General features: G+C 68.7%; 20 protein-coding genes and 1 riboswitch. Of the genes, 11 read left to right on the forward strand and 9 right to left on the reverse strand.

Going from position 1 to position 23,708, the window contains the following annotated elements; genetic code table 11:
- The first annotated feature begins 27 nt into the window (after positions 1-27).
- The 5 genes from CAL22_RS04940 to CAL22_RS04960 all read left to right on the forward strand — a co-directional run bounded on the left by CAL22_RS04940 (position 28) and on the right by CAL22_RS04960 (position 5,046).
- A complete protein-coding gene (locus tag CAL22_RS04940; protein ID WP_094810847.1) occupies positions 28-1,245 on the forward strand; it encodes an ABC transporter substrate-binding protein in 1,218 nt (405 codons plus the stop codon).
- Complete coding sequence (locus tag CAL22_RS04945; protein ID WP_094810848.1) at positions 1,221-2,177, forward strand: alpha/beta fold hydrolase; 957 nt, start codon at positions 1,221-1,223, stop codon at positions 2,175-2,177. The genes CAL22_RS04940 and CAL22_RS04945 overlap by 25 nt, the downstream gene beginning before the upstream one ends.
- Before the next feature lie 52 nt (positions 2,178-2,229).
- Positions 2,230-2,682 (forward strand): MarR family winged helix-turn-helix transcriptional regulator, encoded by a 453-nt coding sequence (locus tag CAL22_RS04950; protein WP_094810849.1) that lies wholly within the window; start codon positions 2,230-2,232, stop codon positions 2,680-2,682.
- Entirely contained in the window at positions 2,679-3,872 is a 1,194-nt protein-coding gene (locus CAL22_RS04955) for a multidrug effflux MFS transporter (RefSeq protein WP_094810850.1), read from the forward strand. Before CAL22_RS04950 ends, CAL22_RS04955 begins: the two co-directional genes overlap by 4 nt.
- Before the next feature lie 79 nt (positions 3,873-3,951).
- The gene (locus CAL22_RS04960) at positions 3,952-5,046 is read left to right on the forward strand and encodes a branched-chain amino acid aminotransferase (protein WP_094810851.1); all 1,095 of its coding nucleotides are present in this window, start codon (positions 3,952-3,954) and stop codon (positions 5,044-5,046) included.
- Between the two features lie 33 nt (positions 5,047-5,079).
- Here the strand turns inward: CAL22_RS04960 and CAL22_RS04965 are convergent, their stop codons facing one another.
- Positions 5,080-6,189: an HPP family protein gene (locus tag CAL22_RS04965; RefSeq protein WP_094811136.1), complete on the reverse strand. Its 1,110-nt coding sequence runs from the start codon at positions 6,187-6,189 to the stop codon at positions 5,080-5,082.
- A 149-nt stretch (positions 6,190-6,338) separates the two neighbouring features.
- Between CAL22_RS04965 and CAL22_RS04970 the strand changes: the two genes are divergently transcribed.
- Positions 6,339-6,920, forward strand: coding sequence for a flavin reductase family protein (locus tag CAL22_RS04970; protein ID WP_094810852.1), 582 nt, complete (start codon positions 6,339-6,341; stop codon positions 6,918-6,920).
- 2 nt (positions 6,921-6,922) lie between these two features.
- Here CAL22_RS04970 and mntP read toward each other — a convergent pair whose 3' ends face one another.
- Positions 6,923-7,495, reverse strand: a complete 573-nt coding sequence (gene mntP, locus CAL22_RS04975; RefSeq protein ID WP_094810853.1) for a manganese efflux pump MntP — start codon at positions 7,493-7,495, stop codon at positions 6,923-6,925.
- Between the two features lie 4 nt (positions 7,496-7,499).
- Positions 7,500-7,665: riboswitch (yybP-ykoY riboswitch) on the reverse strand.
- 89 nt (positions 7,666-7,754) lie between these two features.
- Between mntP and CAL22_RS04980 the strand changes: the two genes are divergently transcribed.
- Complete coding sequence (locus tag CAL22_RS04980) at positions 7,755-8,825, forward strand: hypothetical protein (RefSeq protein ID WP_094810854.1); 1,071 nt, start codon at positions 7,755-7,757, stop codon at positions 8,823-8,825.
- Here the strand turns inward: CAL22_RS04980 and CAL22_RS04985 are convergent.
- From CAL22_RS04985 to CAL22_RS05000, 4 genes are read right to left on the reverse strand one after another with little or no spacing between them, the layout of a single operon-like run.
- Positions 8,770-9,369 carry a DUF2894 domain-containing protein gene (locus CAL22_RS04985; protein WP_094810855.1) on the reverse strand — a complete coding sequence of 200 codons (600 nt, stop codon included), beginning with the start codon at positions 9,367-9,369 and terminating at the stop codon, positions 8,770-8,772. The two genes, CAL22_RS04980 and CAL22_RS04985, sit on opposite strands and share 56 nt — an antisense overlap.
- Positions 9,362-10,018, reverse strand: coding sequence for an OmpA family protein (locus CAL22_RS04990; protein ID WP_094810856.1), 657 nt, complete (start codon positions 10,016-10,018; stop codon positions 9,362-9,364). The genes CAL22_RS04985 and CAL22_RS04990 overlap by 8 nt, the downstream gene beginning before the upstream one ends.
- Entirely contained in the window at positions 10,015-13,026 is a 3,012-nt protein-coding gene (locus CAL22_RS04995; protein WP_094810857.1) for a DUF802 domain-containing protein, read from the reverse strand. The genes CAL22_RS04990 and CAL22_RS04995 overlap by 4 nt, the downstream gene beginning before the upstream one ends.
- A 10-nt stretch (positions 13,027-13,036) precedes the next feature.
- A complete protein-coding gene (locus CAL22_RS05000) occupies positions 13,037-13,732 on the reverse strand; it encodes a DUF3348 domain-containing protein (protein ID WP_094810858.1) in 696 nt (231 codons plus the stop codon).
- Between the two features lie 248 nt (positions 13,733-13,980).
- Between CAL22_RS05000 and CAL22_RS21410 the strand changes: the two genes are divergently transcribed.
- Entirely contained in the window at positions 13,981-15,594 is a 1,614-nt protein-coding gene (locus tag CAL22_RS21410) for a methyl-accepting chemotaxis protein (protein ID WP_094810859.1), read from the forward strand.
- A gap of 6 nt (positions 15,595-15,600) precedes the next feature.
- On the opposite strand, the gene CAL22_RS05010 is transcribed toward CAL22_RS21410, so the two are convergent.
- Genes CAL22_RS05010 through CAL22_RS05020 form a run of 3 tightly spaced genes read right to left on the reverse strand, consistent with a single transcriptional unit; the run spans position 15,601 to position 18,544 of the window.
- Positions 15,601-15,996: a DUF1090 domain-containing protein gene (locus CAL22_RS05010; protein ID WP_094810860.1), complete on the reverse strand. Its 396-nt coding sequence runs from the start codon at positions 15,994-15,996 to the stop codon at positions 15,601-15,603.
- Positions 15,997-16,040: 44 nt separating this feature from the next.
- Complete coding sequence (locus CAL22_RS05015) at positions 16,041-18,092, reverse strand: FUSC family protein (RefSeq protein ID WP_094810861.1); 2,052 nt, start codon at positions 18,090-18,092, stop codon at positions 16,041-16,043.
- On the reverse strand, positions 18,089-18,544 hold the full coding sequence (locus tag CAL22_RS05020; protein WP_094811138.1) for a MarR family winged helix-turn-helix transcriptional regulator: 456 nt from the start codon (positions 18,542-18,544) through the stop codon (positions 18,089-18,091). Before CAL22_RS05020 ends, CAL22_RS05015 begins: the two co-directional genes overlap by 4 nt.
- A 367-nt stretch (positions 18,545-18,911) precedes the next feature.
- Between CAL22_RS05020 and CAL22_RS05025 the strand changes: the two genes are divergently transcribed.
- From CAL22_RS05025 to CAL22_RS05035, 3 genes are all read left to right on the forward strand, one after another.
- On the forward strand, positions 18,912-20,732 hold the full coding sequence (locus tag CAL22_RS05025; protein WP_208621869.1) for an ABC transporter ATP-binding protein: 1,821 nt from the start codon (positions 18,912-18,914) through the stop codon (positions 20,730-20,732).
- 155 nt (positions 20,733-20,887) lie between these two features.
- Positions 20,888-22,471, forward strand: a complete 1,584-nt coding sequence (locus CAL22_RS05030; protein ID WP_094810863.1) for a sensor domain-containing diguanylate cyclase — start codon at positions 20,888-20,890, stop codon at positions 22,469-22,471.
- Positions 22,472-22,556: 85 nt separating this feature from the next.
- Positions 22,557-23,636 (forward strand): linear amide C-N hydrolase, encoded by a 1,080-nt coding sequence (locus CAL22_RS05035; protein ID WP_094811142.1) that lies wholly within the window; start codon positions 22,557-22,559, stop codon positions 23,634-23,636.
- Positions 23,637-23,708: the final 72 nt, after the last annotated feature.

Consider the following 23,708-nt stretch of genomic DNA (forward strand, 5'->3'; position numbering starts at 1 on the left):
ATTCAGCTGCCGTCCGGGTGGCGAACCATGGGGGAGACCATGAAGCAATATCGCAGTGTTGCCGCGCTGGCGTTGTGCCTGGCGTTCAGTGGTGCGCAGGCCAACGACGCCAATGGCGTCAAAATCGGGGTGCTGACCGACATGGCCGGCGTGACGGCCGATGCCACCGGCAAGGGGTCGGTCGAGGCCGCCCGTATGGCCATCGAGGAAGTCGGCGGCCGGGTGCTGGACAAACCCGTCAGCCTGGTGGTGGGCGACCACCAGCACAAGCCGGATATCGGCAGCAGCCTGGTCCGTAAATGGTATGACGCCGATGGCGTGGATGTCGTGGTCGACGTGCCGAACTCATCGGTGGCGCTGGCCGTGCAGGGGATCGCGCGCGAGAAGAAGAAACTCGTGCTGGTCTCCAGCGCCGGCACGACCGCACTGAGCCAGGCGCAATGCTCGCCCTATGGCGTGCAATGGACCTACACCACCTATGCGCTGTCGCGGGGCACGGCCAATGCCGTGGTCAAGGAAGGCAATAAGCGCTGGTTCATCCTGGCCTCCGATTACGCTTTCGGCAAGCAGCTGGCCGCGGATACCGAGGCGGTGGTCAAGGCCAACGGCGGCGAGGTGCTGGGCACGGTCTATCACCCCCTGAACGCCTCCGACTTTGCGTCCTTCCTGCTGCAGGCGCAGGCCTCCAAGGCGCAGATCGTCGGCATCGCCAATGCGGGCGGCGACACCATCTCCGCTATCAAACAGGCGGCCGAGTTCGGTGTCTCCAGCGGCGGGCAGCAACTGGCCGCCATGCTGCTGTTGCTCACCGATGTGCACAGCCTGGGGCTGGAGGCGGCGCAGAAGACCTATCTGACCGTGCCTTCCTATTGGGATATGAATGAGGGCACGCGCAAGTTCTCCAAGGACTTCCAGGCGCGCGTGGGACATCCGTCGACCTTCCTGCAGGCGGGCGTCTACAGCTCGGTGCGGCACTATCTGCGCGCCGTGCAGGCGGCCGGCACGACCGACAGCGATGCCGTCATGGCCAAAATGAAGACCCTGCCCATCGACGACCCCTTCAGCCAGAATGCCCACATCCGCGAGGATGGCCTGGTGGTGCGCGACATGATGTTGGCTCAGGTCAAGACGCCGGCGCAATCCAAGGGCGCTTGGGACTACTACAACATCGTGCGCACGATTCCCGGCGACACGCTGGCCTGGCCGCTGTCCGAAAGCCAATGTCCGCTGGTGAAAAAGCCGTGAGTCTGCATCTGGCCGATGTCGGCAGTTTTTATGCCGGCGGTGAGCAGGTGCGGCTCAGCGGCCAGCCCGTGCGCGAGATTCAGTTCACGCGCACGGCGGCCTATGCCTACGATCCCAATGGGCTGTACCACTTCGGTCAGGCCTATGTGCAGTACTTCATCCCGCAGCAGCGCAGCCAGCCCTTGCCGCTGGTCTTGCTGCATGGCGGCGGGATGACCGGCACCATGTGGGAGCAGACCCCCGATGGCCGGCCGGGCTGGCTGCGGCATTTTCTGCAGCAGGGCCACGCCGTCTATGTGGTGGACAACGTCGAGCGCGGCCGCGCGGGCTGGGCGCCTTTTAGCGCCGTGTGGCCGGACGCGCCCATCATGCGTACGGCCGAAGAGAGCTGGTCGTTGTTTCGCTTCGGGCGCGCCGAGGACTATGACACGCGCCAGCCGTTTGCCGGGCAACGCTTTCCGGTCGGCGCGTTCGATGCGTTCATCCGCCAGTCGGTGCCGCGCTGGCTGGGCAATAACGACGCCGCCCTGGCCGCTTTCTGCGCGGTGCTCGAGCGGGTCGGGCCCTGTCTGGTGCTGGCCCATAGCCACGGCGGCGAGGTTGCCTACCGCGCCCTGCATGAGCGGCCCGAACTGGTGCGCGGCCTGATCGGGATCGAGCCGTCGGGTTTTTCGGCCGAAGTGCGCGCCGAATGCGTGACCGGCAAGCCCTTTCTGTTCGTCTATGGCGATTATCTCGATGCCACCCCGTTGTGGTCGCAGTTAAGCGCCACCGGCCAGGACTATGCCGCGCGGCTGGCCGCCGCCGGCGGGCAGGTGCAGACCTGGCGGCTGGCGGACATGGGCATCGCCGGCAACTCGCACATGCTGATGATGGACGACAACAGCGAAGCGCTGGCCTACCGCATCGGGGAATGGATCCTGAAAGCATAGGGTTCAATTAATGGAATACAATTAGTTTGTATGTCATCTAATTGTTGATTCCATGCCTGATTCCCATACGGCAGCGTCCCGCTTCGGGCCGCTGCTTTCCCAGGCCGCGCGCAGTTGGCGCCGCGCCGCTGATCGTCGTCTGATTCCCTTTGGCCTGACCGAGGCGACCTGGCTGCCGCTGTTGCGCGTCTCGCGCGCCGGGCATCCCATGCGCCAGAAAGATCTGGCGGCCTCGCTGGGGCTGGATGGGTCGTCCATCGTCAGAGTGCTGGATGCGCTCGAAGCGGGCGGCCTGCTGGCCCGGCAGGCCGATCCCGAGGACCGGCGCGCCAAGGCGCTGGTGCTCACGCCGGCGGGCCAGGCCGTGGTCGAGCAAGTGGAGGCCGTGGCGCGGCAGGTGCGCGAGGCCGCGCTGGCCGATCTGCCCGAAGAAGAAGTGCTGCGTGCCTGCGCGCTGCTGGCCCGCATCTGCGAACGGCTCGACGGCGAGGGGGAGGCCGCATGACGAGGCCCATTCCCCGCGTGCAATTGTGGATGCTGGCGGTGTTTACCTTCAGCGGCACGCTGGCCATGCATATTTTCGTGCCGGCCTTGGCGATGGCCGGCAAGGATCTCGGCGCGAGCAACGCCTCCATGCAGATGACGGTCAGCCTCTACATCCTGGGCCTGGCCGGCGGTCAATTGCTCTACGGGCCCTTGTCGGATCGGTTCGGCCGCCGTCCGGTGCTCATGGGCGGGCTGGCCCTTTACACCCTGGCCGGCCTGGCCGCCGTGCTGGCGCCGGATGCCCATGCCCTGATCGCGGCGCGGCTGTTTCAGGCGCTGGGCGGGTGCGCCGGCCTCGTGCTGGCCCGGGCCATCGTGCGCGACACCGCGGCTGACAACTCGGCCGCCAAGCGCCTGGCGCTCATGAACATGATGGTCATGATCTCGCCCGCGCTGGCGCCCTTGCTGGGCAGTTTTCTGGCCGCCACCCTGGGCTGGCGCTCCATTCTGGCCCTGCTCTGTCTGTTGGGGGTGGCCAATCTGCTGCTGGCCTGGCGCAAGCTGCCCGAGACCCTGGCCCAAGCCGCGCCGCTGACGCCGGCCCGGCTGCTGCGCGACTACGGCGCGCTGTTCCGGTCGCGGCGATTCGTCGGCTATACGCTGGGCGGCGGGTGCGCGACGACCTCGATGTATGCCTTCGTGGCCAGCGCCCCGTTCATCTTCATCGACCAGTTGCACCGCCCCGAACACGAAGTGGGCGTGTATCTGGCCATCCTCGTGTCCGGCGTGTGGCTGGGCAATGCGGTCTGCGGCCGTTTGCTCAACGTCATTCCGATCGACCGCCTGCTGATGGGCGGCAATCTGCTGAGCGCCATCAGCGTGCTCACGCTCCTGGCCTGCGTGCTGGCCGGGGTGATGAACACCACGCTGATCATGGTGCTGATGTTTGTGTTCTGCGTCGGCGCGGGCGCCTGTTCGCCGGCCGCGCTGACCCTGGCGATGAGCGTCAATCCGCAGGTCATCGGCTCGGCTTCCGGGCTGTATGGCTGCACGCAGATGGCCATCGGCGCCATCTGCACCAGCCTGGCCGGCTTGGGCGCTTCGCCCCTGCGCGCCGCGGTGCTGGTGATCGCGGGAGCCTGCGTGCTGTCGCAGCTGGCGCTGCGCATGGCGCAATCGCGCCGCGAGCCCGCCGCCGCGCCGTCCTGACCCGATATTGATTTCAATGGCGCAGGCATTGGCGTTATGCTTTTGCCAGCCCCGTACCCCTGATGAGCTGGAGACAGAAATGAGTCAAGACACACCCGAATTCCTGCTGGAGCGCCACCCGAATCCGGTGACGCCCGCCGAACGCGAGCGCCTGCTGCAGGATCCGGGGTTTGGCCGGATCTTCACCGATCACATGGCCACCGTGCGCTACAGCGCCGACCGGGGCTGGCACGACGCCAGAATCGGCGCGCGCGCCGATCTGAGCCTGAACCCGTCGACGCTGGTGCTGCATTACGCGCAGGAGATTTTCGAGGGGCTCAAGGCCTATCGCCTGCCGGATGGCAGCGCCACGCTGTTCCGTCCCGAGGCCAATGCCCGGCGCTTCCGCAATTCCGCGGCCCGCCTGGCCATGGCCGAGCTGCCGGAAGACCTCTTTGTCGCGTCCGTCGAGCAACTGGTGCGCCTGGAGCGTGACTGGATTCCGTCGGCCGACGGCGCTTCGCTTTACCTGCGCCCGTTCATGATCGCCACCGAGGTCGCGCTGGGCACCAAGCCGTCCACGGATTATCTGTACGCCGTCATCGCCTCGCCGGTGGGGGCCTACTTCAAGGGCGGCGGTTCGGCCGTCACGATCTGGGTGTCGGATAACTACACGCGCGCCGCGCCGGGCGGCACGGGCGCGGCCAAGTGCGGCGGCAATTACGCCGCCAGCCTGCAGGCGCAGGCCGAAGGCGCGCGCGAGGGCTGCGATCAGGTGGTCTTCCTGGATGCGGTCGAGCGCCGCTGGGTGGAAGAGCTGGGCGGCATGAATGTCTTTTTCGTGTTTGCCGATGGCTCGCTGCAAACCCCGCCCCTGACCGGCACGATTCTGCCCGGCATCACCCGCGACTCCCTGATCACGCTGGCGCGCGATTTGGGCATGACCGTGCGCGAGGAGCCGTATTCCATCGACCAGTGGCAGGCCGATGCGCAAAGCGGCAAGCTGGCCGAGGCCTTCGCCTGCGGCACGGCGGCAGTGGTCACGCCGATCGGCCAGGTCAAGGGCCGCAAGCATGGCTTTACCATCGGCTCGGGGGGCGCAGGCGAGGTCACCTTGCGCCTGAAGGCTGCGCTGCAGGATATCCAGCGCGGCCGCAGCGACGACAAGCACGGCTGGCTGCACAAAGTGGCTTGAGGTCAGGCCGCCAGGCCCGGCCGCGGGTGGGATTCACCCTGCCTGCGGCTGCAGGGCGGGCTGCGCCAGCGTGATCTGGTAGAGCGCGGCGATCAGGTCCGATTGCGTCACCAGGCCGAGCAGCCGCCCCTGGCCATCGAGCACCGGCACGCTGTGCAGGCCATCCGCCATGGCCGGAGCCAGTTCGATGGCCGGCAGATCGGGCGTGGCGAACGCGCCCCCGATGCTCAGGCAGTCCATCAAGGCGCGCCCTTGGGCCTGGCCGGCGCGCGCCGCCTGCGCGCTCACCATCCCCAGATAGGCCTCTGTGCCCTGCGCGACGACGGGCAGCGCGTCCAGGCGATGGTGCTGCATCCGCTCCAGCGCCTGCGCCAGGCTGTCCCGCGCATCGAGGCGCACCACGTCCCGCGACATGATGCCGGCGCACGGAACGTCCGCGTGGCGGCGTGAGGCGGCACGAGCTTCGGCGGCCAGCACGATGGCCTGCAGATCCGCTTCGCTGATATCGAGCAGCGTCTCATGGGAAGCCAGGGTCTGGCGCAGATCGTCGGGGGAGAACCCCAGCCGCTGGCTGGGCAGCGGATCGCGGGTCAGATGCGGCGAGGGCGGGATCTGGGGGCGATGCGGATAGGCGCGTTTGAGCAGGCCGTTGAACACCACGGCGGCGCTGAGCAGGATCAGCGAATTGATGCCCACCGGCCACAGCGCAAAACCGAAGCCCAGCTGGCTGACCGCCGGGCCGCCGAGCACGGCGGTCAGGGCGACCGCCCCGCCTGGCGGATGCAGGCAGCGCAGGGCGAACATGGCAGCGACCGCCAGGCCGCCGGCCGTCGCCGCCGCCCAGGCCGTGTCGGGGATGAGGTGCGCGCAGGCCACGCCTACCAGGGCCGAGATGAGGTTGCCGCCCAGGATGGACCACGGCTGGGCCAGCGGGCTGGCCGGTGCGGCAAAGAGCAAGACGGCGGAGGCGCCCATGGGCGGAATGAGCCAGAGGCCGGCCGGGCCAAGCGCCTGGCGGCTGATCCAGGCCGTAACCAGCAGGCCCAGCAGCGCGCCCATGGCGCCATAGCATTTTTCGCGCAGGCTGGCGCCTACGGGGACCGGGGCAAAGGCGCGCAACCAGTTGGCAAAACGGGCGGACACAAGGTTCTCCTCGCGGCCGGGGCCGGCCGCGCGGGCATCGACTGTAGCACGCTGCGCCTGGCCGCCCGCCGTGGGCGCTGGCGAAGCGCGGCGCATTTTGCTTCAATGGCTGTCAGCCCGTGACGCGGGCCTCTGTCCAGGAGTTCAGGATGCCGTCCTCGCATTTTCAACCGGTGGCGCTCGAGCATGCCAGCCGCCTCATCAATCACGGCCCGACGGTGCTGATCACCACCCGCCACGGCGCCGTGCGCAACATCATGGCAGCGGCCTGGTCCATGCCGGTGGAGTTCTCGCCGCCCCGCATTTCGGTGGTGATAGACAAGCACACCTACACGCGCGAATTGATGCAGGCCAGCGGCGGCTTCGGCTTGCTGATCCCGGGCGTGGCCTTTGCCGATCAGACCTATGCCGTGGGCAGCGTGTCCGGGCGCGAGGGCGATAAGTTCACCCGCTACGGCATCGCCACCCTCGACGGCCCCGTGCTGGGGCTGCCGTTGGTGGAAACCGGGATGGCGGCCTGGATGGAGTGCCGCTGGATCCCCGAAAAGCACACCGAGGACGCTTACGACACCTGCTTTGCCGAGGTCGTGAGCGCGGCGGCCGACAGCCGGATCTTTGCGGGCGGGCATTGGCATATCCATGCCGACAACCGCGACCTGCACACCTTGCATCACCTGGGCGCGGGCACTTTTGCCGTGGCCGGCGCGCCCATCCGGGCGCAGGCGCGCTGAACTCAGCCCGCCGTGGCGCTCAGATGCTCGTAGAGGATGGTCGAGCCGATGCCAATGAGCGCCACGCCGCCGAGAATCTCGGCGCGCTTGCCCGCCATCGCGCCCAGCACCCGGCCGAGCATGACGCCCAGCGTCACCATGATCAAGGTGGCCAGGCCGATGGTGATGGCGGTCACGATGATGTTGTTGTCGATGAAAGCGAGGCTCACGCCGACGGCCATGGCGTCGATGCTGGTGGCAAAGCCGGTGGCTGCCAGCAGCCAGAAACCGTGACGGGAAGGGGGGGCGGCGTCTTCCTCTTCGGCGGATAGCCCGCTGCGTATCATCATGAACCCCAGCACACAGAGCATGCCGAAGGCGATCCAGTGATCCCAATCGGCAATGAACTTGGCGGCGAGGGAACCGAGCGCCCAGCCGATGAGCGGGGTGATGGCTTCGATCACCCCGAAGATCACGCCGGTGCGCAGGGCTTCGGAAAAGCGGGGTTTATGCAGCGCGGCGCCCTTGCTGACAGCGGCCGCGAAAGCGTCGGTCGACATGGCGAACGCCAGCACCAGGGTGGACAACACATTCATCAATGACTCCTGCCGGGCAAGTACGCATAGACCTCGACCCGCCGCCCGGCGCAGCAGGAAAGGTCCATGGTCTCGCCAGGCCGGCAGGCTGCGCGCGCCATGGCCGTGTCGGGCCAAGAGTGTTGACGCGCGCCCTTTCCAGGATGGAAAGGAGGCTACTCCCCAAAAGGATGGGCCGAGTGTAGCAGGGTATTGCGTGACCGCCGCGCCAACCCATAAAGAGGTCGGAAGGCGGCCGGGGTCTGGGTATCATTGAGCCATGATTCCTGTTGCTATTCCCGCTATCTGGTTCTATCTCCTGCCTTTGTTGTCATTGTTGGCCCTGGTCTGCCTGGCGGTCTGGGGCCTGGGCCTGGCGCTGAGCGCGGGCTGGCGCGGGGCGCTGCGCCGCCATCCCTGGCGCGCCCTGGCCCTGGCGCTGCCCTTGCTGGCCCTGGTGGCGTATGGCGCGGACTTCGCGCTGTCGGTCTGGCGCTATCAGCAGGGCGCGGCGCGCCAGGAGGCGGCGCGGCGGCTGGTGCTCGATGCGCCGCGGACGGTGGCGGGCATCGCCATGCCGGCCGGCACCCGGCTGCAACTGATGCGCCCCGGGCAGCCCGAGACCTTCATCGAGGCGGAGTTCGACCAGCCCGTCCTGGTGCAGGGCCTGGCCGCGCGGCGCCTGGCCCGGCGCGTGTCGGCCCGCTACGACGCGCACAGCTATCAGGAGATCGGCAGCGACGTGTTGTCGATGTCGGTCTTCGGCGAGGGGGCGCAACGGGTGCAGGGCTGGTCTTGCGATGCGGGCGAGGCCATCGAGTTTGAATTCCACGACGGGGTGCCGGTGTTCGAACAATGCACGCTGGCCGCCGGCGACAGCCATGCCCTGGCCGTGCCCGGGGCGCGGCTGCGCGCCAGCAAGGGCACGGTCTATATCGACGGCCACGTGGATCCCGACCGCTGGGTGATCCGGCTCCAGGCGGGCCAGAGCCTGCGTCTGGCGGGTATGTGGCTGGCCGAGGCCAATCTGCGCCTGGATGAGACCGGCGCGTTGTTTGCCGTGTCGGCGGGCACGCTGATCTGTCCGTTTGCGCTGGGCCCGTTGCAGTATCCGGTGGGTACCCAGGTGCAGACCCTGGCGCGCGGCTGGCAAGGGCGGCGTCCCTGGCTGTTCACCCTCGCCGCGGGCGCGCACGCGGCCTATGCCGGGCATGCGGATGTGCAGGGGGGTGAGTCGGTGGCGCAGGCCCGCGAGGGCGAGGTGCTCAGCGTGGCGCCCAGCCGCGAACTGGGCGTCAGGGAGTGGATGAAGCTCGGGCCGGACGCCGCTTTGCCGGCTTGCCCGGACTAGCCTTGGGCGCCGGGGGCGCGGCCGCGTGCATGCGCTCCAGGCAGGACAAGGTCTCCACATAGGCCATGAACTGATGCAGGTATTCGGGCGAGAGCGTGCGCAGATGGGATAGCGCGCGATGCACCAGGTGGTCGGAATTCAGCGGGCCGGCGTTTTCCGGCAATTGCTCCAGCGACTGCTGCAATTGCTGGTCGGCGCTCAAGCGCGTCCAGATGTCGCGGAACTCATCCAGCAGGGGCAGCTCGGGATAGGCCTGGCGCAAACCGCCGGGTTCGCTGTCCGCCGCGCCGTCTTGCGCCAGGTGGGCCAGGAGTTGCGTCAGCGGCGAGGGGGCGGGCGCCGCGGGCGCGGGCGGCGGCGGGGCGGCCATCCGGGCGGCGTAGTCGTCGATGCACTGGCGCAGGCGCTGCTCGACCCGCTCGCGCGCCCGGCCCGACAATTGGCTGGCGCGCCGCGCCAGGGCATCCATCCGGGCGAACCGTAGCGGATCGGCCAGATGGGCGCCGCTATCGCGCCAGGCCTGCAGGCGGTCCGCGTCACTCACCGTGGGGCGCTTCCGGTTTGCCCGTGCCGGCCTGGCGCGGGACGGGGGCGATCTCCACGCGGCGATTCTTGGCCTGGCCTTCGGGGTCGGCGTTGGAGGCCACGGGTTGCTGCGATCCGAAGGCCGCGGCGAACACGGTGCTGGCAGGAAACCCTGCCTCGATCAGCGCACGCGTGACCGTCAGCGCGCGTTGCGCCGAGAGGTCCCAGTTATCGGCGAAGCGCCGGTTGAATTCACTCACGCGCTGGTCGTCGGTGAACCCGCTGACCATCAGGATTTCATCGCGGCCGCGCAAATACGTCTGCAAGGGCCCGGCCAGGCTTTTGAGCACTTCGCGGCCTTCGGGCTGGAGCTGATCGGAGTTCAGGGCGAACAGCACGCTGCCGCTGATGCCGATGCGGCCATCGACCAGCGTCACGCGGCCGGCCGCCAGCGGACCGGCCAGCGCCTGCTCCAGGGTTTCGCGGCGCTGGGTTTCGGCCTGCCTTTCCTTGACCTCTTCATCCAGTTTGGCGGTCAGTTGCAACTGCACGCCGATGATGCCCACCAGAATGAGCACGAAGGCGCCCAGGAGCACCGACATCAGATCGCCAAAGACCGCCCAGGCAGGCGCCGGGGCGTCCAGGCCGGCATCGAGCTCGTCTTTCATGGGGTCGCGGCCCCGTCACGGTTGAGCTGCTGCAATTGCTGCATGATCTGTTTCTGCGACAGCAGCGACAGATCCACGACTTCGCGGGCCTGCGCCACGTAATAGGCCAGTTGCTCATCGCTGCGCGTGAGCGATTTGGCCAGCGCCGCTTCGATGCGCTCGAGCTGGCCGATCAGCTTGCCATTGGCCTGGTCGAAGCCTTGCACCGCGGCTTCCAGGGCCGCGCCCAGGCTGCCGACCTCGGCCGCGCTGCTGGTGACCTGGCTGGCGACTTCGCCCAGTTTGCCGGTTTCCCCTTCGAGGTGTTCGGTAAAGCGTTGGCCCACGCGCCCGAGCAGTTCGGCCGAGGAGGCCACCAGGGCATCGACCGCGCCGCGCTGCTCGTGGCTGGCGTGATTGATGGCCTGCAGCAGGGTGTCCACGGTGTCGAGCAGGTGGCCGCGTTCCTGCAGCATGGCGTTGTCGCGCACCATGCTGTCGGAGAGTTTTTCGCGCAGTTCGGCCACCATGGCGGCGGCCGCCTTGGGCGCCTGCGACGCCGCTTCGAGCAACTGCTCCATGTCGGCGATCATGCGTTGCGATTGCGCCTCGGCCTGGCGGGTGATGCCGCCCACGGCTGCCGAGAAGTCATCGCAGATTTCCTGCTGGCGGGCCAGCGTGCGATTGCCCGTGCTCTCCCAGTCGGCGCGCAGCGCGGCGGCCACGCCGGCCAGCGATTCGGTCCAGGCGGCCAGGCGCGCCTCGTCGCGGGTGGCCAGCTCGCCGTGCAGGCGGCCATGCGCCTGGTCGACCGTGACCAGCAGCGCGGCGGCGTGCGACTCGAAACGCTCGGCGGCGGCATCCAGGGCGGCGCGATGGGCGTCGGCCAGGGTGGCGCTGGCTGCGTCGTGCCGGCCCAGGGCTTCGTGCCAGGCCTGCGCCAGTTGCTCGTTGGTGTGATCCAGGCGGCTGGCCACGTTGTCGACCAGACCGCTGGCGCGCTGGTCGAAGGCGGTGGAGAAGTCCTGCAGCGTGGCGCGCAGCCCCTCGGTCAGGCGGGCCTGGTCTTGCGCCTGCCCGGCCAGGGCGGCCTGCCAGTGCTGCAGGGTGGCCGCCGTGTCCTGCGAGACGGTCTGGGCCGCGCCTTCCAGGCGGCGGGCGATGCCGTCGATCAGCGTGCCCGAGCGGGTTTCGAAGGTGGCCGCGAAGTGCTCCAGCGCGGCGCGCAGTTGCTGGGCGGCCTCCTGCTGGCCGCGTTGCTGTTCGCTCAGCGCGCCTTGCCAGGCGCCCAGCGCGGTCTGCACCTGGCCGGCGATGGCGCCGGCCGTGCCATCCAGGCGCGCGCCCACGCGCTCGAGCAGCCCTTCGGCGCGGCTGTCAAAGCCCGTGCTGAACTGCGTCAGCGCGGCGCGCAGGTCCTGCGTGAGCGTGGTCTGCGCCACCTGTTGTTCGGCCAGGGCCGCCTTCCAGATATCGGCCACGCCGGCCGTGGTCAGGGCGACACTGTCCGTGGTGCTGGCCAGCCGGGCCGCCACGTCGTCGAGCAACTGGCTCGAGCGGCTCTCGAACGTAGCCGCGAAACGGGCCAGGGCGGCATCGAGCCGTTCGGCCTGGGTGGCCTGTCCCTGTTGCTGCTGCTCCAGCGCCTGCGTCCAGGCCTGGGCGGTGTGCTGCGCGCCGGCGGCCAGCGCCGCGGTGGTCTGCGTCAAGCGGTCGGCGACCGACTCCACCAGGGCGGTCGCGCGCTGATCGAAGTTCGCGGTGAATTGCTCCAGCGCGCCGTGCAGATGCTGATTCAGGGCCTGATTGGCGTGGCGCTGGCCATCCAGCGCGGCCGACCAGCCGCTGGCCGTGTCTTCGGTGCTGGCCGCCAGCGTGGCGGCCGTGGCGTCCAGGCGCGTCGAGACGTCGGCCAGCAAGGACGAGGCCCGGCCGTCGAAACTTGCGCCGAATTGCTCCAGCGTGGCGCGCAGATCCTGGTTGAGCGCCTGGTTGGCGCGCTGTTGTTCGCTCAGCGCCTGGCTCCAGTTGCCGGCCAGGGCCGCGCTGGTTTGCTCCAGACGCGCCGACAGCCCATCCATTTGCTGCTGCAGCGCCTGGGTGACGGTGTCGCGCCAGGCGCTGGTTTCGCGGGCCAGCGTCTGCATGGTGGTCTGCACCGCCGGCTGAATGGCCGCACCGGCGGCCTGGGCGCTTTCGGCCACGCTGTGCGTGAGCGCGGTTTCGACCGAGTGGGCCAGGCGCGTATAGACCGTTTCGGTCTTGCCGTGAAAGGCCTGCTGGCCGTCCAGCAGGCGCTGGTTCAGCGCCTGGCTCTGGCTTTCCATCGAGGCCATCAGGGCGGCCAGGCGGTCGGCCAGCAGGGGCAGCGCGTCGGCCTGGCTGCGCAGCAGCCGGAAACTCTCTTCGCGCTGATGGGCCAGCGAGTAGCCGCGCAGGGTGGTGGCGGCCTTGGTGTCGAGCGATTCGCCTGCCTGCAGGCGGGCACGCCGGCACAGGGCCGAGAGCAGGCCCAGCATGGCCGAGGCGGCGACACCGGCGACCGAGGTGCCGAAGGCAAAGCCCAGTCCCTTGACTGGCGCGGCCAGCGAGGCGCGCATGGCACTCAGGTCGGTGGCGCTTTCGAGCGCCAGCCCGGTGCCGCGCAGGGTGGCGACCATGCCCAGGAAGGTGCCCAGCATGCCCAGCAGAACCAGCAGGCCGACCAGGTAAGGGGTCAGGGCCGGGGCGGGCAGGCCGGCGCGTTCGCCCTCGATGCGCAGCCGCACCGCATTGCGCAGGCCGGCCGGCAGGCGCTCGAGCCAGCCGCCCAGTTGGGCGGGCGCTTCGGTCAGTTGTTCCAGCGCCTGCGTGAGCCGGCGGGTGGCCTGCTGATACTGCATCAGCTCCAGCGCGCCGGCCAGATAGCACACCCCGATCAGCGCGGTGACGGACAGGGCCAGGGGATTGCTGCCGAGATAGCCGGCGCCGATCCAGCCGATGGCGGCCAGGCCGACGAGAAAGACGATGAGATGGAGGATGCGGGTCATGAGGGCCTGATTAGCGGGCGCGAAGGGCGGCTAACAGCCCTTCGACCGGTTGTAGTCGAACATCGAGTTCGGCGAGCAATACGCTCTGCATGTCCTTGCGGAAACGGTCCAGCCAGCTGCCCGGGCGGGCGTCTGGCTGTTCGGCCAGCGCGGCGGCCTCGGCCTCGCGCAGGCGATTGAAATGCTTCTCCAGCAGGCCGGGCACGGTGGCCAGCAGGCTGCGTTCACGCGGCAAGAGGCCGCGTTCCATGATGGCATCCATCACGGCCAGCTGGGTCAGCGCCGGCGTGGTGGTGGCCAGGGTGGCGCGCAGACGGGTGCGCAGATTGCCGATGCGCGTCTCCATGGTCTGCTGCAGCGCCAGATAGAGTTGCCGGTACGTTCTGTAATCGTCTTCGGCAGGCGCGTCCTTGGCCTGAAAGGGCGAGGGGCCGCGCTGCTTGATGTCGCGGGCGATCGCGTTGGACAAACCGGTGCGCAACAGGACTAGATCACGCTCCTGAACCCGGTCCAGGCGGGCCTCGCCGGGCAAGGGCTTGCTGCGTAACGCCGCGGCCAGCGCAAGCCCGTCCGTCCAGCCCAGCCATTGGCTGAGACGGTCCGAGAGGAGTTGTCCAGAGTCGGGAACATCGGCGTCGGTCAATCGGGTCAGCAGACGGATGAAAGCCGGTCCGCCAACGCCGGGGCGCCGGGGCGATTGCACCATGCAGCAGAACCAAAAAGCCAGGAGTTTACACGCGCCAGCGGGCCGGGCCGCGATGCAGGGCCGACCGGCCCGCGCTTTGCCCGGGGCGCCGGGCGGGATGGACGGGGCGCAGGCCCTGCGGCGCGCGGCCTAAACCGGCCCGGCTTGATGCCGATCAAGCGCGGGCCTGTCGGACGGGCCGGCAGACTTGCTCGGACTGATGTACATATATATAAGTTGTAGCAATTGTTCACATAAAAAGGCGAGGCATGAAGTTGCGTGATTGCGGGATAGGCGTGCGTCTGGGGGCGACGATCTGGATATTGCTGGTGCTCATGGGCGCCATGATGGCGGCGAGCCTGTGGGGGGTGGGGCAGATGGACCGGGCGGGCGACCGCCTGCATTTGGCCATGCAGCGGGCGGCGCTGGCCACGGAGTGGCAGGGGCTGCTGGATGCGCACACGGAGGCGGTGGCGGCTTTTCTGCAGACAGCCGACGCCCAGGAACAGGATCGCCTGAACGCCAAGTTCGCCGAGCAGACCCGCCGCAGCGATGCGATCAAGGCGGAGTTGCAGGCCGAGGCCGGGGCCCAATACGAGCCGATTCTGGGCGCCATCGCCGCGTCGATGGCGCAGTACCGGCAGGTGCGGGCCGAGGCCGCGCAACGCAAGCAGCGCGGCGCGGCGGCAGGCGATGCCGGGTTCGGCGCGCTGGTGAGCGGGCAATTGCGGCCCACCATGCAGGCCTATATCGCCGCGGTGGGGCGCTACGGCGCGCTGGCGCGCCAGGAGGCGGCGCAGGCCGGCGAACAGGTGGATCAGGTGGCGGGCCTGATGCGCAATCTGCTGCTCGGCCTGGGGGCGGCGGTGCTGGGCCTGGGCGGCCTGCTGGGGTGGCGGGTCACGCGCAGCATCGTGCGGCCCATCGCCCATGCCGTGCGCATCGCCGAGACCGTCGCCACGGGCGACCTGACCCAGCGCATCGACGTGCCCGGCAAGGACGAAACCGGCCGGTTGTTGCTCGCGTTGCGCGACATGAACGGCCAACTGGCGCGGACGGTGGCGGGGATCCGGGCCGGGGCGGAAAGCATCTCGGCGGCCTCAGGGCAGATCGCCGCCGGCAATGGCGACCTGTCGGCGCGCACCGAAGAACAGGCGGCCGCGCTGGAAGAAAGCGCCGCGTCCATGGAGGAGCTGGCCAGCACCGTGCGGCAGAACGCCGACCATGCGCAGCAGGCCAATGCGCTGGCGGCCGGCGCCTCGCAAGTGGCGTTGCGCGGCGGGCGGGCCGTGGCCGATGTGGTCGACACGATGCAGGCCATTTCGGCCAGCTCGCGCCGGATCGCGGAAATCGTGGGCGTGATCGACGGCATCGCCTTTCAGACCAATATTCTGGCGCTGAATGCGGCGGTCGAAGCCGCGCGTGCCGGCGAGCAGGGCAAGGGCTTTGCCGTGGTGGCCGCCGAAGTCAGGACGCTGGCGCAGCGCAGCGCCAGCGCGGCCAAGGAGATCAAGGCCCTGATCGAGGATTCGTCGGGCAAGGTGGCCGACGGCGCGCGTCAGGTCGACAGCGCCGGCGCGACCATGCAGGAAATCGTCGCGGCGGTCACGCGGGTGGCCGACATCATGGGCGACATCCAGGCCGCGTCGGCCGAGCAGTCCGCGGGGATCGAGCAGATCAACCAGGCGGTGGCGCAGATGGATATGGGCACGCAGCAAAACGCGGCGCTGGTCGAGCAAGCGGCCGCGGCGTCGGGCGCGCTGCAGGATCAGGCGGGCGAGCTGGTGCGCTCGGTGCGCGCTTTTACGCTGGCCGCCACACCGCAGCCGGCAGGCGGGCTGGCCTTGCCCGGCGGGCAGCCCCTGACGGCGCTGCCGGCCTGAGCCGCCTTAGCGGTGGACTTCGGCGCGCGCCTTGTCCAGATCGTGGCGGGCTTCGTCCAGCTTGCGCTGGGCGCGGGCAATGTCCTTGACCTTGCCCTCGGTTTTCTCTTTGGCCAGTTTGGCCTCGCGTTCCTGGACTTTGGCCTCGGCCTCCCGGACCTTGTCTTCGCGCTCGCGTTGCAGGCTGGCGTCGTTGCAATCCTGCGCCGAGGCCAGCGCGCGCTCCAGGCCGCGCAGGCGGTTGGTATTGCCGGCTTCGCGGGCATAGGCCATTTCGCGCTCGATGGCCTGCTTTTTGGCCGCGCAGCCGCGCGGGACTTCCTGGGCCTGGGTCTGTGCCTGGGCCGTCAGGCTGGCCAGACACAGGGCCAGGGCCAGGGGAGCATGCTTGAGGATGGACATGAGGGTTCTCCAGACGGGAAGGGTAATGACCTAGCATACCGGCCTTAGCCCCGGTATGGGGGCGCCGCGTCAAAGAAGGCCAGCCGCAGGCCGGCCAGCGCGGCGAGCATCTCGGCCTGGCCGCTGGCGGGCGGATCGTGCCGCACCTGTGTCAGGGCGGCGTCCAGACAGTGTAGCGCCTGGGCGTCCGGGCCCTCGCGGCGCTTGCGCCGAGCGTCGAACAGCCGGGCCAGGGCGGCCAGCAGATCGTCCATGGCCGCGCGTGTGGCCAGCGGCAGTTCATCGCGCTGGCGCAGCAGCTCCACCAGATTGACGGCCGCGCCGAACTCGAAGCTGGTGCGCAAGGCCCGGGCCCGCACCGCCGGCGCGGTGGCGCTGGCGCGCGGGGCGAGCAGGGCGATGCGGTCGTGCAGGCGGCGCGCCAGCAGGTCACGCGTCAGGCGCAGGCGGCCGCGCGCCACCTCGCTCAGTTCGGCCCAGCCGCCGGCGATCAGGCGGCGCACGCTGGTGTCGGGATTCATCGCCCGCACGAAGCCGATGATCACGGTGGGCACGGCAAACCCGATCACCGAAGCGATGGCGCCGTTCAGATAGGCATCGAAGGACTCGGTCTGCACGTTGTGCAGATTCAGCAGCAGGATGATGTTGGCGATCATGGGCAAGGCGATGCCGAAATGCACCATCGATGCCTGCATCATGCCCAGCGGCAGCAGGACCACGGCCAGCACCATCACCAGCGGCGCGAAATGATGAATCATGGGCAGCACGCCGAACAGATACAACGCCACCACCAGCGCCGACAGCAAGGTGCATTGCACGAAAGCCTTGAGCGCCGGGACGGGGTCGTCCATGAAGGCCAGAATACAGGAGCCGACCGAGGCCATCTGCACGGCGATGATGCCCGACGGCCAGCCCATGCCGATCCAGAGCAGGGCGCAAAAGGCGATGGACAGGGCGGCGGCCGCGCCGCAGCGCAATGCCACGCCATGATCGCGCAATTCCGTCGTGGGCAGATGGCGCGCCACGCGGCGGCGCGGGGCATCGCCGCGCTGGATGTGGCGCCACAGATCCTGGGCGTCCTGGCGCAGTTCGATGAGGCGCTCCAGGCGCATGGCCAGGCTGGCGCGCAGAATCGCCTCCCAGGCGTGCGCGCCTTGCGGGCCCGCGGTCAGCGTCGCTCGGGCCCGCAGGCGCGAGATGGCCGCGCGCAGGGCCTGCAGGTCGGCCGCGGCGTCACCGTCGGCGGGCGGGCGCAACCAGCGCTCCAGCAAGGTGACCAGGTGCGCGATGTCGGCCGGGCGGGTGGCGCCGGCCAGTCGGGTCAGGGCGGTCACGCGGTCGGAGATGGCGCCGATGACGGGCAGCATCAGCGACATGCGGTCATGCAGGACGCGCAAGGCGCCTTCGCCGCCGCGTAACTGCGGTTTTTCGTAGGCCAGATGGACGAAGAAGGTGCGCAGCTCGGCCACGCCGGCGGCCAGTTTCTGCATGTCCTGCGGCAGCCGCTTGCGGCCTTCCGCGCCGTGCAGGCTGTCGATCAACAGCGTGGCCGAATCGCGCAGCCCGCCCTCGATGCGCGCCGCGATCAGGCCGCCCACATGGCGCGGCAACACCAGATGGCTGACCAGCGTGGCGCACAGGATCCCCAGCGTGATCTCCTCGCAGCGCGCCAGCGCGGTATCGAAGACATTGAGCGGCTCGGTCGCGCTGGAGAAGCCGACGATGGCGGCGGTGTAGCCCGCCAGCATGAAGACATAGCTGCGCGGCCGCCGGTCCAGCATGGAGACATACATGCACAGGCCCACCCACAGGGCCAGAGTGCCCGACATGAAGACCGGCGCGTTGACCAGCCGGGGCACCAGCAACACCGCCACGGCCGCCCCCAGCCAGGTGCCGATCACGCGGTAGATGGCCTTGGAGGTCAGGGCGCCGGACAGGGGGTGGGCGATGATGTAGGCCGTGGCCATGGCCCAGGCCGGGCGCTGCAGGTCCAGGCAGAGCGACACGTAGAGCGCCAGCATGGCGGCGATGAAGTTCTTGGCGGAGAAAATCGCATCGCTCACGCTGGGGCGATAGGTCAGGACTTTCGCGATCATGCCTCGGGGCCGGCGGTGTTGAGGGTTTCCAGGCGCGCCTGGACGGCGCGCAGCACGCGTTCGGCGATGCGCAGTTCGGCGGGATCGATGCCATGGACCACCTCGGCACGCACCCGGTCGACGATGCGGGCGATATCGGCCGCTTTGGCCTGGCCGCCGGCCGTCAGGGTGACGCAGCGTGCGCGCCGGTCGTCGGGGTCGGCCAGCCGCTCGATCAGGCCGGCGGCTTCCAGCGCGTCGATGACGCGCACCAGGGAGGCGCCCTCGATGCCGATTTCGTCGGCCAGCACGCCCTGGCGCAGCGGCACGCCATGCACGCGCAGCACCAGCAGCGGCCAGGCGGTCGCCTGCGACAGGCCCTCATTGGCCAGCGCCTGATCGATGCGTTTGCGCCATTGGCGGCCGCTATTGACCAGCAGGCGGCCAATGGACGGCGGAGGCGAGGCGGACATGGCAAACTCCGTCATTTAGTTAGAATGCTAAATATTATAATGCTATGTATATGGGCGGCCAAAACCCTTCGGCTGACCGGGGGGCTCGTGCGGCCGCAGCGGCGTGCGCGCTAGAATGGCAGCTTGCCGTAGCCCTGCGGCTGCGTTCCCCTATCCCTGCTCAGCGAGGCTCGACGATGCATCCGCAAGCCCGCCCGCGCCTGTCTGCGCAACCCGCCTGAGCCGCCGCGCCCGCGGCCCCGCCGCCTGGCGGATGCCGGGCTTTGCGCCGCGCTCCTCCCGCCCGCATCCGGCGCCGCCGCCAACGCGGCCTGCCGTGATTCCCTTGTTTTCTCTGCGCGCTGGCCTGCGGGCCGGCCTATTCGATATGGCTAGAACACCTCAAGAACGCCGTGGCCAGACCTTCCGCAATGTGCTGGCTTTCACCATGCGCCGCTGGATCCGGCAGCCCTGGCGCCTGAGCGTCGTGGCCGCGATGGCTTTGCTGTCCGCGGGCGCCGACGTGCTGACGCCTTTGTATGCCGGCCGGCTGGTCGACGCGCTCGTGGCCGGCTCGCCCGGCGAGCAGGCGGTCTGGCATGCCGCGCTGACCGCCTTCTGGATGCTGGTGGCGTTGGGCGTGGGCGGCACGCTGCTGCGTCAGATCGCGTTTCGCAACATCATTCCTTTTACGTTGACGCTGATGCATGGCATGGCCTCCGACGCCTTTCATCGCGTGCAGCGGTTGTCGTCGGATTGGCACGCCAACAGCTTTGCCGGCTCCACGGTGCGCAAGATCACGCGCGGCATCTGGGCGGTGGACCTGCTCAACGACACGCTGTTGACGGCGCTGCTGCCGTCCGTGGTCATGCTGGTCGGCGCGACCGTGCTGCTCGGGGTGAACTGGCCGCTCATGGGGCTGGTGGTCGGCCTGGGCGCGTTGCTGTATATCGGCGTGACCGTCGTCATGGCTTTGCGCTATGTGGCGCCCGCGGCCCGGCTGTCCAATGCCTGGGACACCCGCATGGGCGGCGCGCTGGCCGACGCGGTCAGCTGCAATGCGGTGGTCAAGGCGTTCGGGGCCGAGTCGCGGGAAGAAACGCGCTTCGAGGGCGTGCTCGCCAAGTGGCGCGCGCGCACCCGCCGGTCCTGGCTGCGCGCCACCCTCAATGGCGGTCTGCAAGGCGTGATGATGACGGCCATGCAGGCCGCCATGCTCGGCGTGTCGCTTTACCTCTGGGTCAACGAGAAGGCCAGCGTGGGCGATATCACCTTCGCGATGACGATGTTCTTCGTCCTCAAAGGCTATCTGCGCGAAGTCGGGATGAACCTGCGCAATTTGCAGCGCTCGGTCAATGACATGGAAGAACTGGTCATGCTGGACAGCCAGCCGCTGGGTGTCGATGACCGGCCTGGCGCGCGCGCCATCAAGGTGCGCGAAGGCGAAATCTGCTTCGAGCATGTGACCTTCCGCTATGACGCGCAGCAAAAGGCGCTGTACGAAGATTTTTCGATCCGCATCGCGCCCGGCGAGCGTATCGGCCTGGTAGGGCACTCCGGTTCGGGCAAGACGACTTTCATCAAACTGATCCAGCGCCTGCATGATCTGGATGGCGGGCGCATCACCATCGACGGGCAGGATATCGCCCAGGTGCGGCAGGCCTCTTTGCGGCGCCAGATCGCCATCGTGCAACAGGAGCCCATCCTGTTTCACCGCACGCTGGCCGAGAACATCGCCTACGCGCGGCCGGATGCCTCGCGTGCCGAAGTGGAGGAGGCGGCGCGCCAGGCCAGCGCGCACGACTTCATCATGGCGCTGCCCAAGGGCTACGAAACCCTGGTGGGCGAGCGCGGCGTCAAGTTGTCGGGCGGCGAGCGCCAGCGGGTGGCCATCGCGCGCGCCTTCCTGGCCGATGCGCCCATTCTCATCCTGGACGAGGCGACCTCCAGTCTGGACAGCGAGAGCGAGGTGCTGATCCAGGCCGCCATGGCGCGCCTGATGCAAGGGCGCACAACCCTGGTGGTCGCGCACCGCCTGTCAACGGTACGCGCGCTCGACCGGTTGCTGGTGATGGATCACGGCCGGGTCGTGGAAGCGGGCAGCCACGAGGCGCTCATCCGCCGTGAGGGCGGGATCTATCGGCGCCTCTTCGAGCGCCAGGCACTGGCGTTGACCCAGGGGCTGGACGAGGCCCTGCCGATGGATTGACGCCGGCGCCGAAATAAATCGACACCCAGTGAGAAATAAACCGCCGGCGCAGAAATTAATGTAAGTATCGTAGGGAATTGATACTTTGGCGGCGCCCGCTGCCTACACTTGGCCTTGTGTCCGTCGTGGGCACAGGCCCTTGGAAGGCATTGCTCATGGATGAAGGCTCTCTTTCGCTGTGGACGACGCGGCGGCGCATGACCCTCAAGCAAGCTTTGCTGGCGCTGGGCGCGGTGTGCGCCTTGCCCGCCTGCCTGATCGCCGCGGCGGTGGCTTACGAGGATTACACCTTGCGCGAGCAGCGGGTGTATCAATCCGTGGTCGAGACCGCGCGCGCGGTCGGCGCGGGCCTGGAGCATGACCGCAACACGGTCGAATCCGGCCTGCGCATGCTGGCCGCCTCCGACGAGCTGCGCGGCGCCAATCTCAAGGGTTTGAGCAACCGCATGCTGCAGATCATGAGTCTGCAGGGCGTGGATGGCTTCATGCTGGCCGACGGGCAAGGGCGCGTGCTGCTCAGCGAAGGCGACGCCGCCTGCCCCGCGCGTATTCCCGACCCCATGCTCGGGCCCGTTCTGCGCCCGGAGACGGTCGCGGTGTCGGGCATGCTGGCCGGCGCGCAAAGCGGGCGTGCCTGCATGTTGATGGGGCTGCCGGTCCGGCTGGGAAGCTCGGCCGGGCATGCGCTGTATGCCCGCATCGGCTCCGACCGGCTCAGCCAGGCCCTGCGCCGCTACCCGCTGGTGCCGGGCTGGATCATCGCCGTCCTCGACGACGAAGGGCACATCATGGCGCGTTCGCGTGACGAGCAGTCGCACGTGGGCGGTCTGGGCACGCCCAGCCTGGTGCAGGCCGTGAGCCGGCGCGCCGAAGGGACGCTGCACACCACGACCCGCGACGGCGTGGACGTGCTCACCGCGTTCACGCACATCCCCGGCGGCACGGTGGCCGTCGGCGCCGCATCGGCCACGCTGCGCTCGGGGCTGTACCGCTCCATGTCGCTGGCCATGCTGTCCGGCCTGATGGTGCTGGCCGCGGCGCTGGCCGTGGCCTATCTGCTGGCGCGGGCCATCACCCGTTCGGTGCGCGCCCTGATCACGCCGGCCGAAGCCCTCGGGCGTGGCGCGCCGGTCTGGGTGCCCGAGACCGCCTTTCGCGAGACCGAGGAGCTGGCCGCGGCGCTGGTGCATGCCGCGCGTACGCTGACCCGCGCCCGTGAGCAGGCTTATCACGATCCGCTGACCGGCTTGAATAACCGGCTGCTGTTTCGCGAGTTGGCGCAATTGACGATGCGGACCGCGCTGCGGGAAAAACGCCCCATGGCATTGCTGATGCTCGATCTGGATGGCTTCAAGGCGGTCAACGACCAGCACGGGCACGCGGTCGGCGACAGCGTGCTCAAGCAGGCCGCCCGGCGCATGACGGAAACCGTGCGCGGCAGCGACGTCGTCGCCCGTCTGGGCGGCGATGAGTTCGTCATGCTGTTGCCCGGCGCGGACGCGGTCGCCGCGGCCCGGGTGGCCAGCCTGCTGATCGCCGTGCTGTCGTACCCCTTCCCCGGCGTGAGCGTGCCCCTGGGGGCCTCCGTGGGCATCGCGCTCTTTCCTCAGGATGGCGCGACGCTGGATGGCTTGCTCGACCGGGCCGACCAGGCGCTCTACGAGGCCAAGCGCGCGGGCCGCTCCTGCTATCGGGGCGCGGAGGCAAGAGAGGCGCTGCCCGATGTGGCGGCAGACTGACACCTATGTTTTTGTTTTGCGCGTCGCGCTCGCGGTGGAGTATTTTCAGCGCGGGGCGGGCGTCGCCCTTTGGAAGGAAGCTGGCATGACATCGCAAGATCCTCGATCACTCCGTAAACGCCTGGGCCGGGCCGGCCGCTTCGCCGTGGCGGCGCTGCTATGCGCGCCACTCGTGGCCCAGGCCTGCACACGCGTGGTCTATCTCGGGCCGCAAGGCAACATCATCACCGCACGCTCCATGGACTGGAAGGTCGATGTGGGCACCAATCTCTGGATTTTCCCGCGCGGCATGGCGCGCGACGGCGCGGGCGGCCCGGGCGGGCTGCGCTGGACGTCCAAGTACGGCAGCGTGATCGCCAGCGGCTACGACATCTCCACCACTGACGGTGTCAACGAGGTGGGCCTGTCGGCCAATGTGTTGTGGCTGGTGGAGTCGGATTATCCCAAGCCCACGGGCAACAAGCCGCCGCTGGCGGTGTCCGCATGGGCGCAATACGTGCTGGACAACTACGCCACCGTGGCCGAAGCCGTGGCGGCGCTGGAAAAAGAGCCCTTTACCATCGTGACCGAGAAGGTGCCCGGCGAGAGCCGGCTGGCGACCTTGCATCTGTCGATGTCCGACAGCACGGGTGACAGCGCCATCGTCGAGTACATCGACGGCAAACAGGTGATCCACCACTCGCGCGAGTATCAGGTCATGACCAACTCGCCGATCTTCGAGAAGCAACTGGCGCAGGAGGCTTATTGGCGCGAGGTGGGCGGCACCGTGGTGCTGCCGGGCACCAATCGCTCCGCCGACCGTTACGCGCGCGCCATGTTCTATATCAACGCCATTCCCAAGAGCGAAAATCCGGACATGGCGCTGGCCAGCGTGTTCAGCGTGATCCGCAATGCCTCGGTGCCCTACGGCATCACCACGCCGGATCAGCCGAATATTTCGTCGACCCGCTGGCGCACCGTGGTCGACCACAAGCGCAAGCTGTATTTCTTCGAGTCGGCGGTCAGCCCGAATATCTTCTGGGTCGATCTCAAGCAGGTGGATTTCTCGGCCGAGACGGGCAAGGTCAAGAAGCTCGACCTGGGCCCGGATCAAAGCCATGTGTATGCGGGCATGGCCAACGCCTCGTTCAAGGACAGCCGTCCTTTCGTCTTCCTGGGCGTATAGCCGGCAGGCAGGCCCGGGCGGGGCCGGGTTATGCTCGCCAGCATTGCGGACTTGATGTCGGCCGCATCCGGA

This window comes from Bordetella genomosp. 12, from assembly GCF_002261355.1.
Classification (GTDB): domain Bacteria; phylum Pseudomonadota; class Gammaproteobacteria; order Burkholderiales; family Burkholderiaceae_B; genus Bordetella.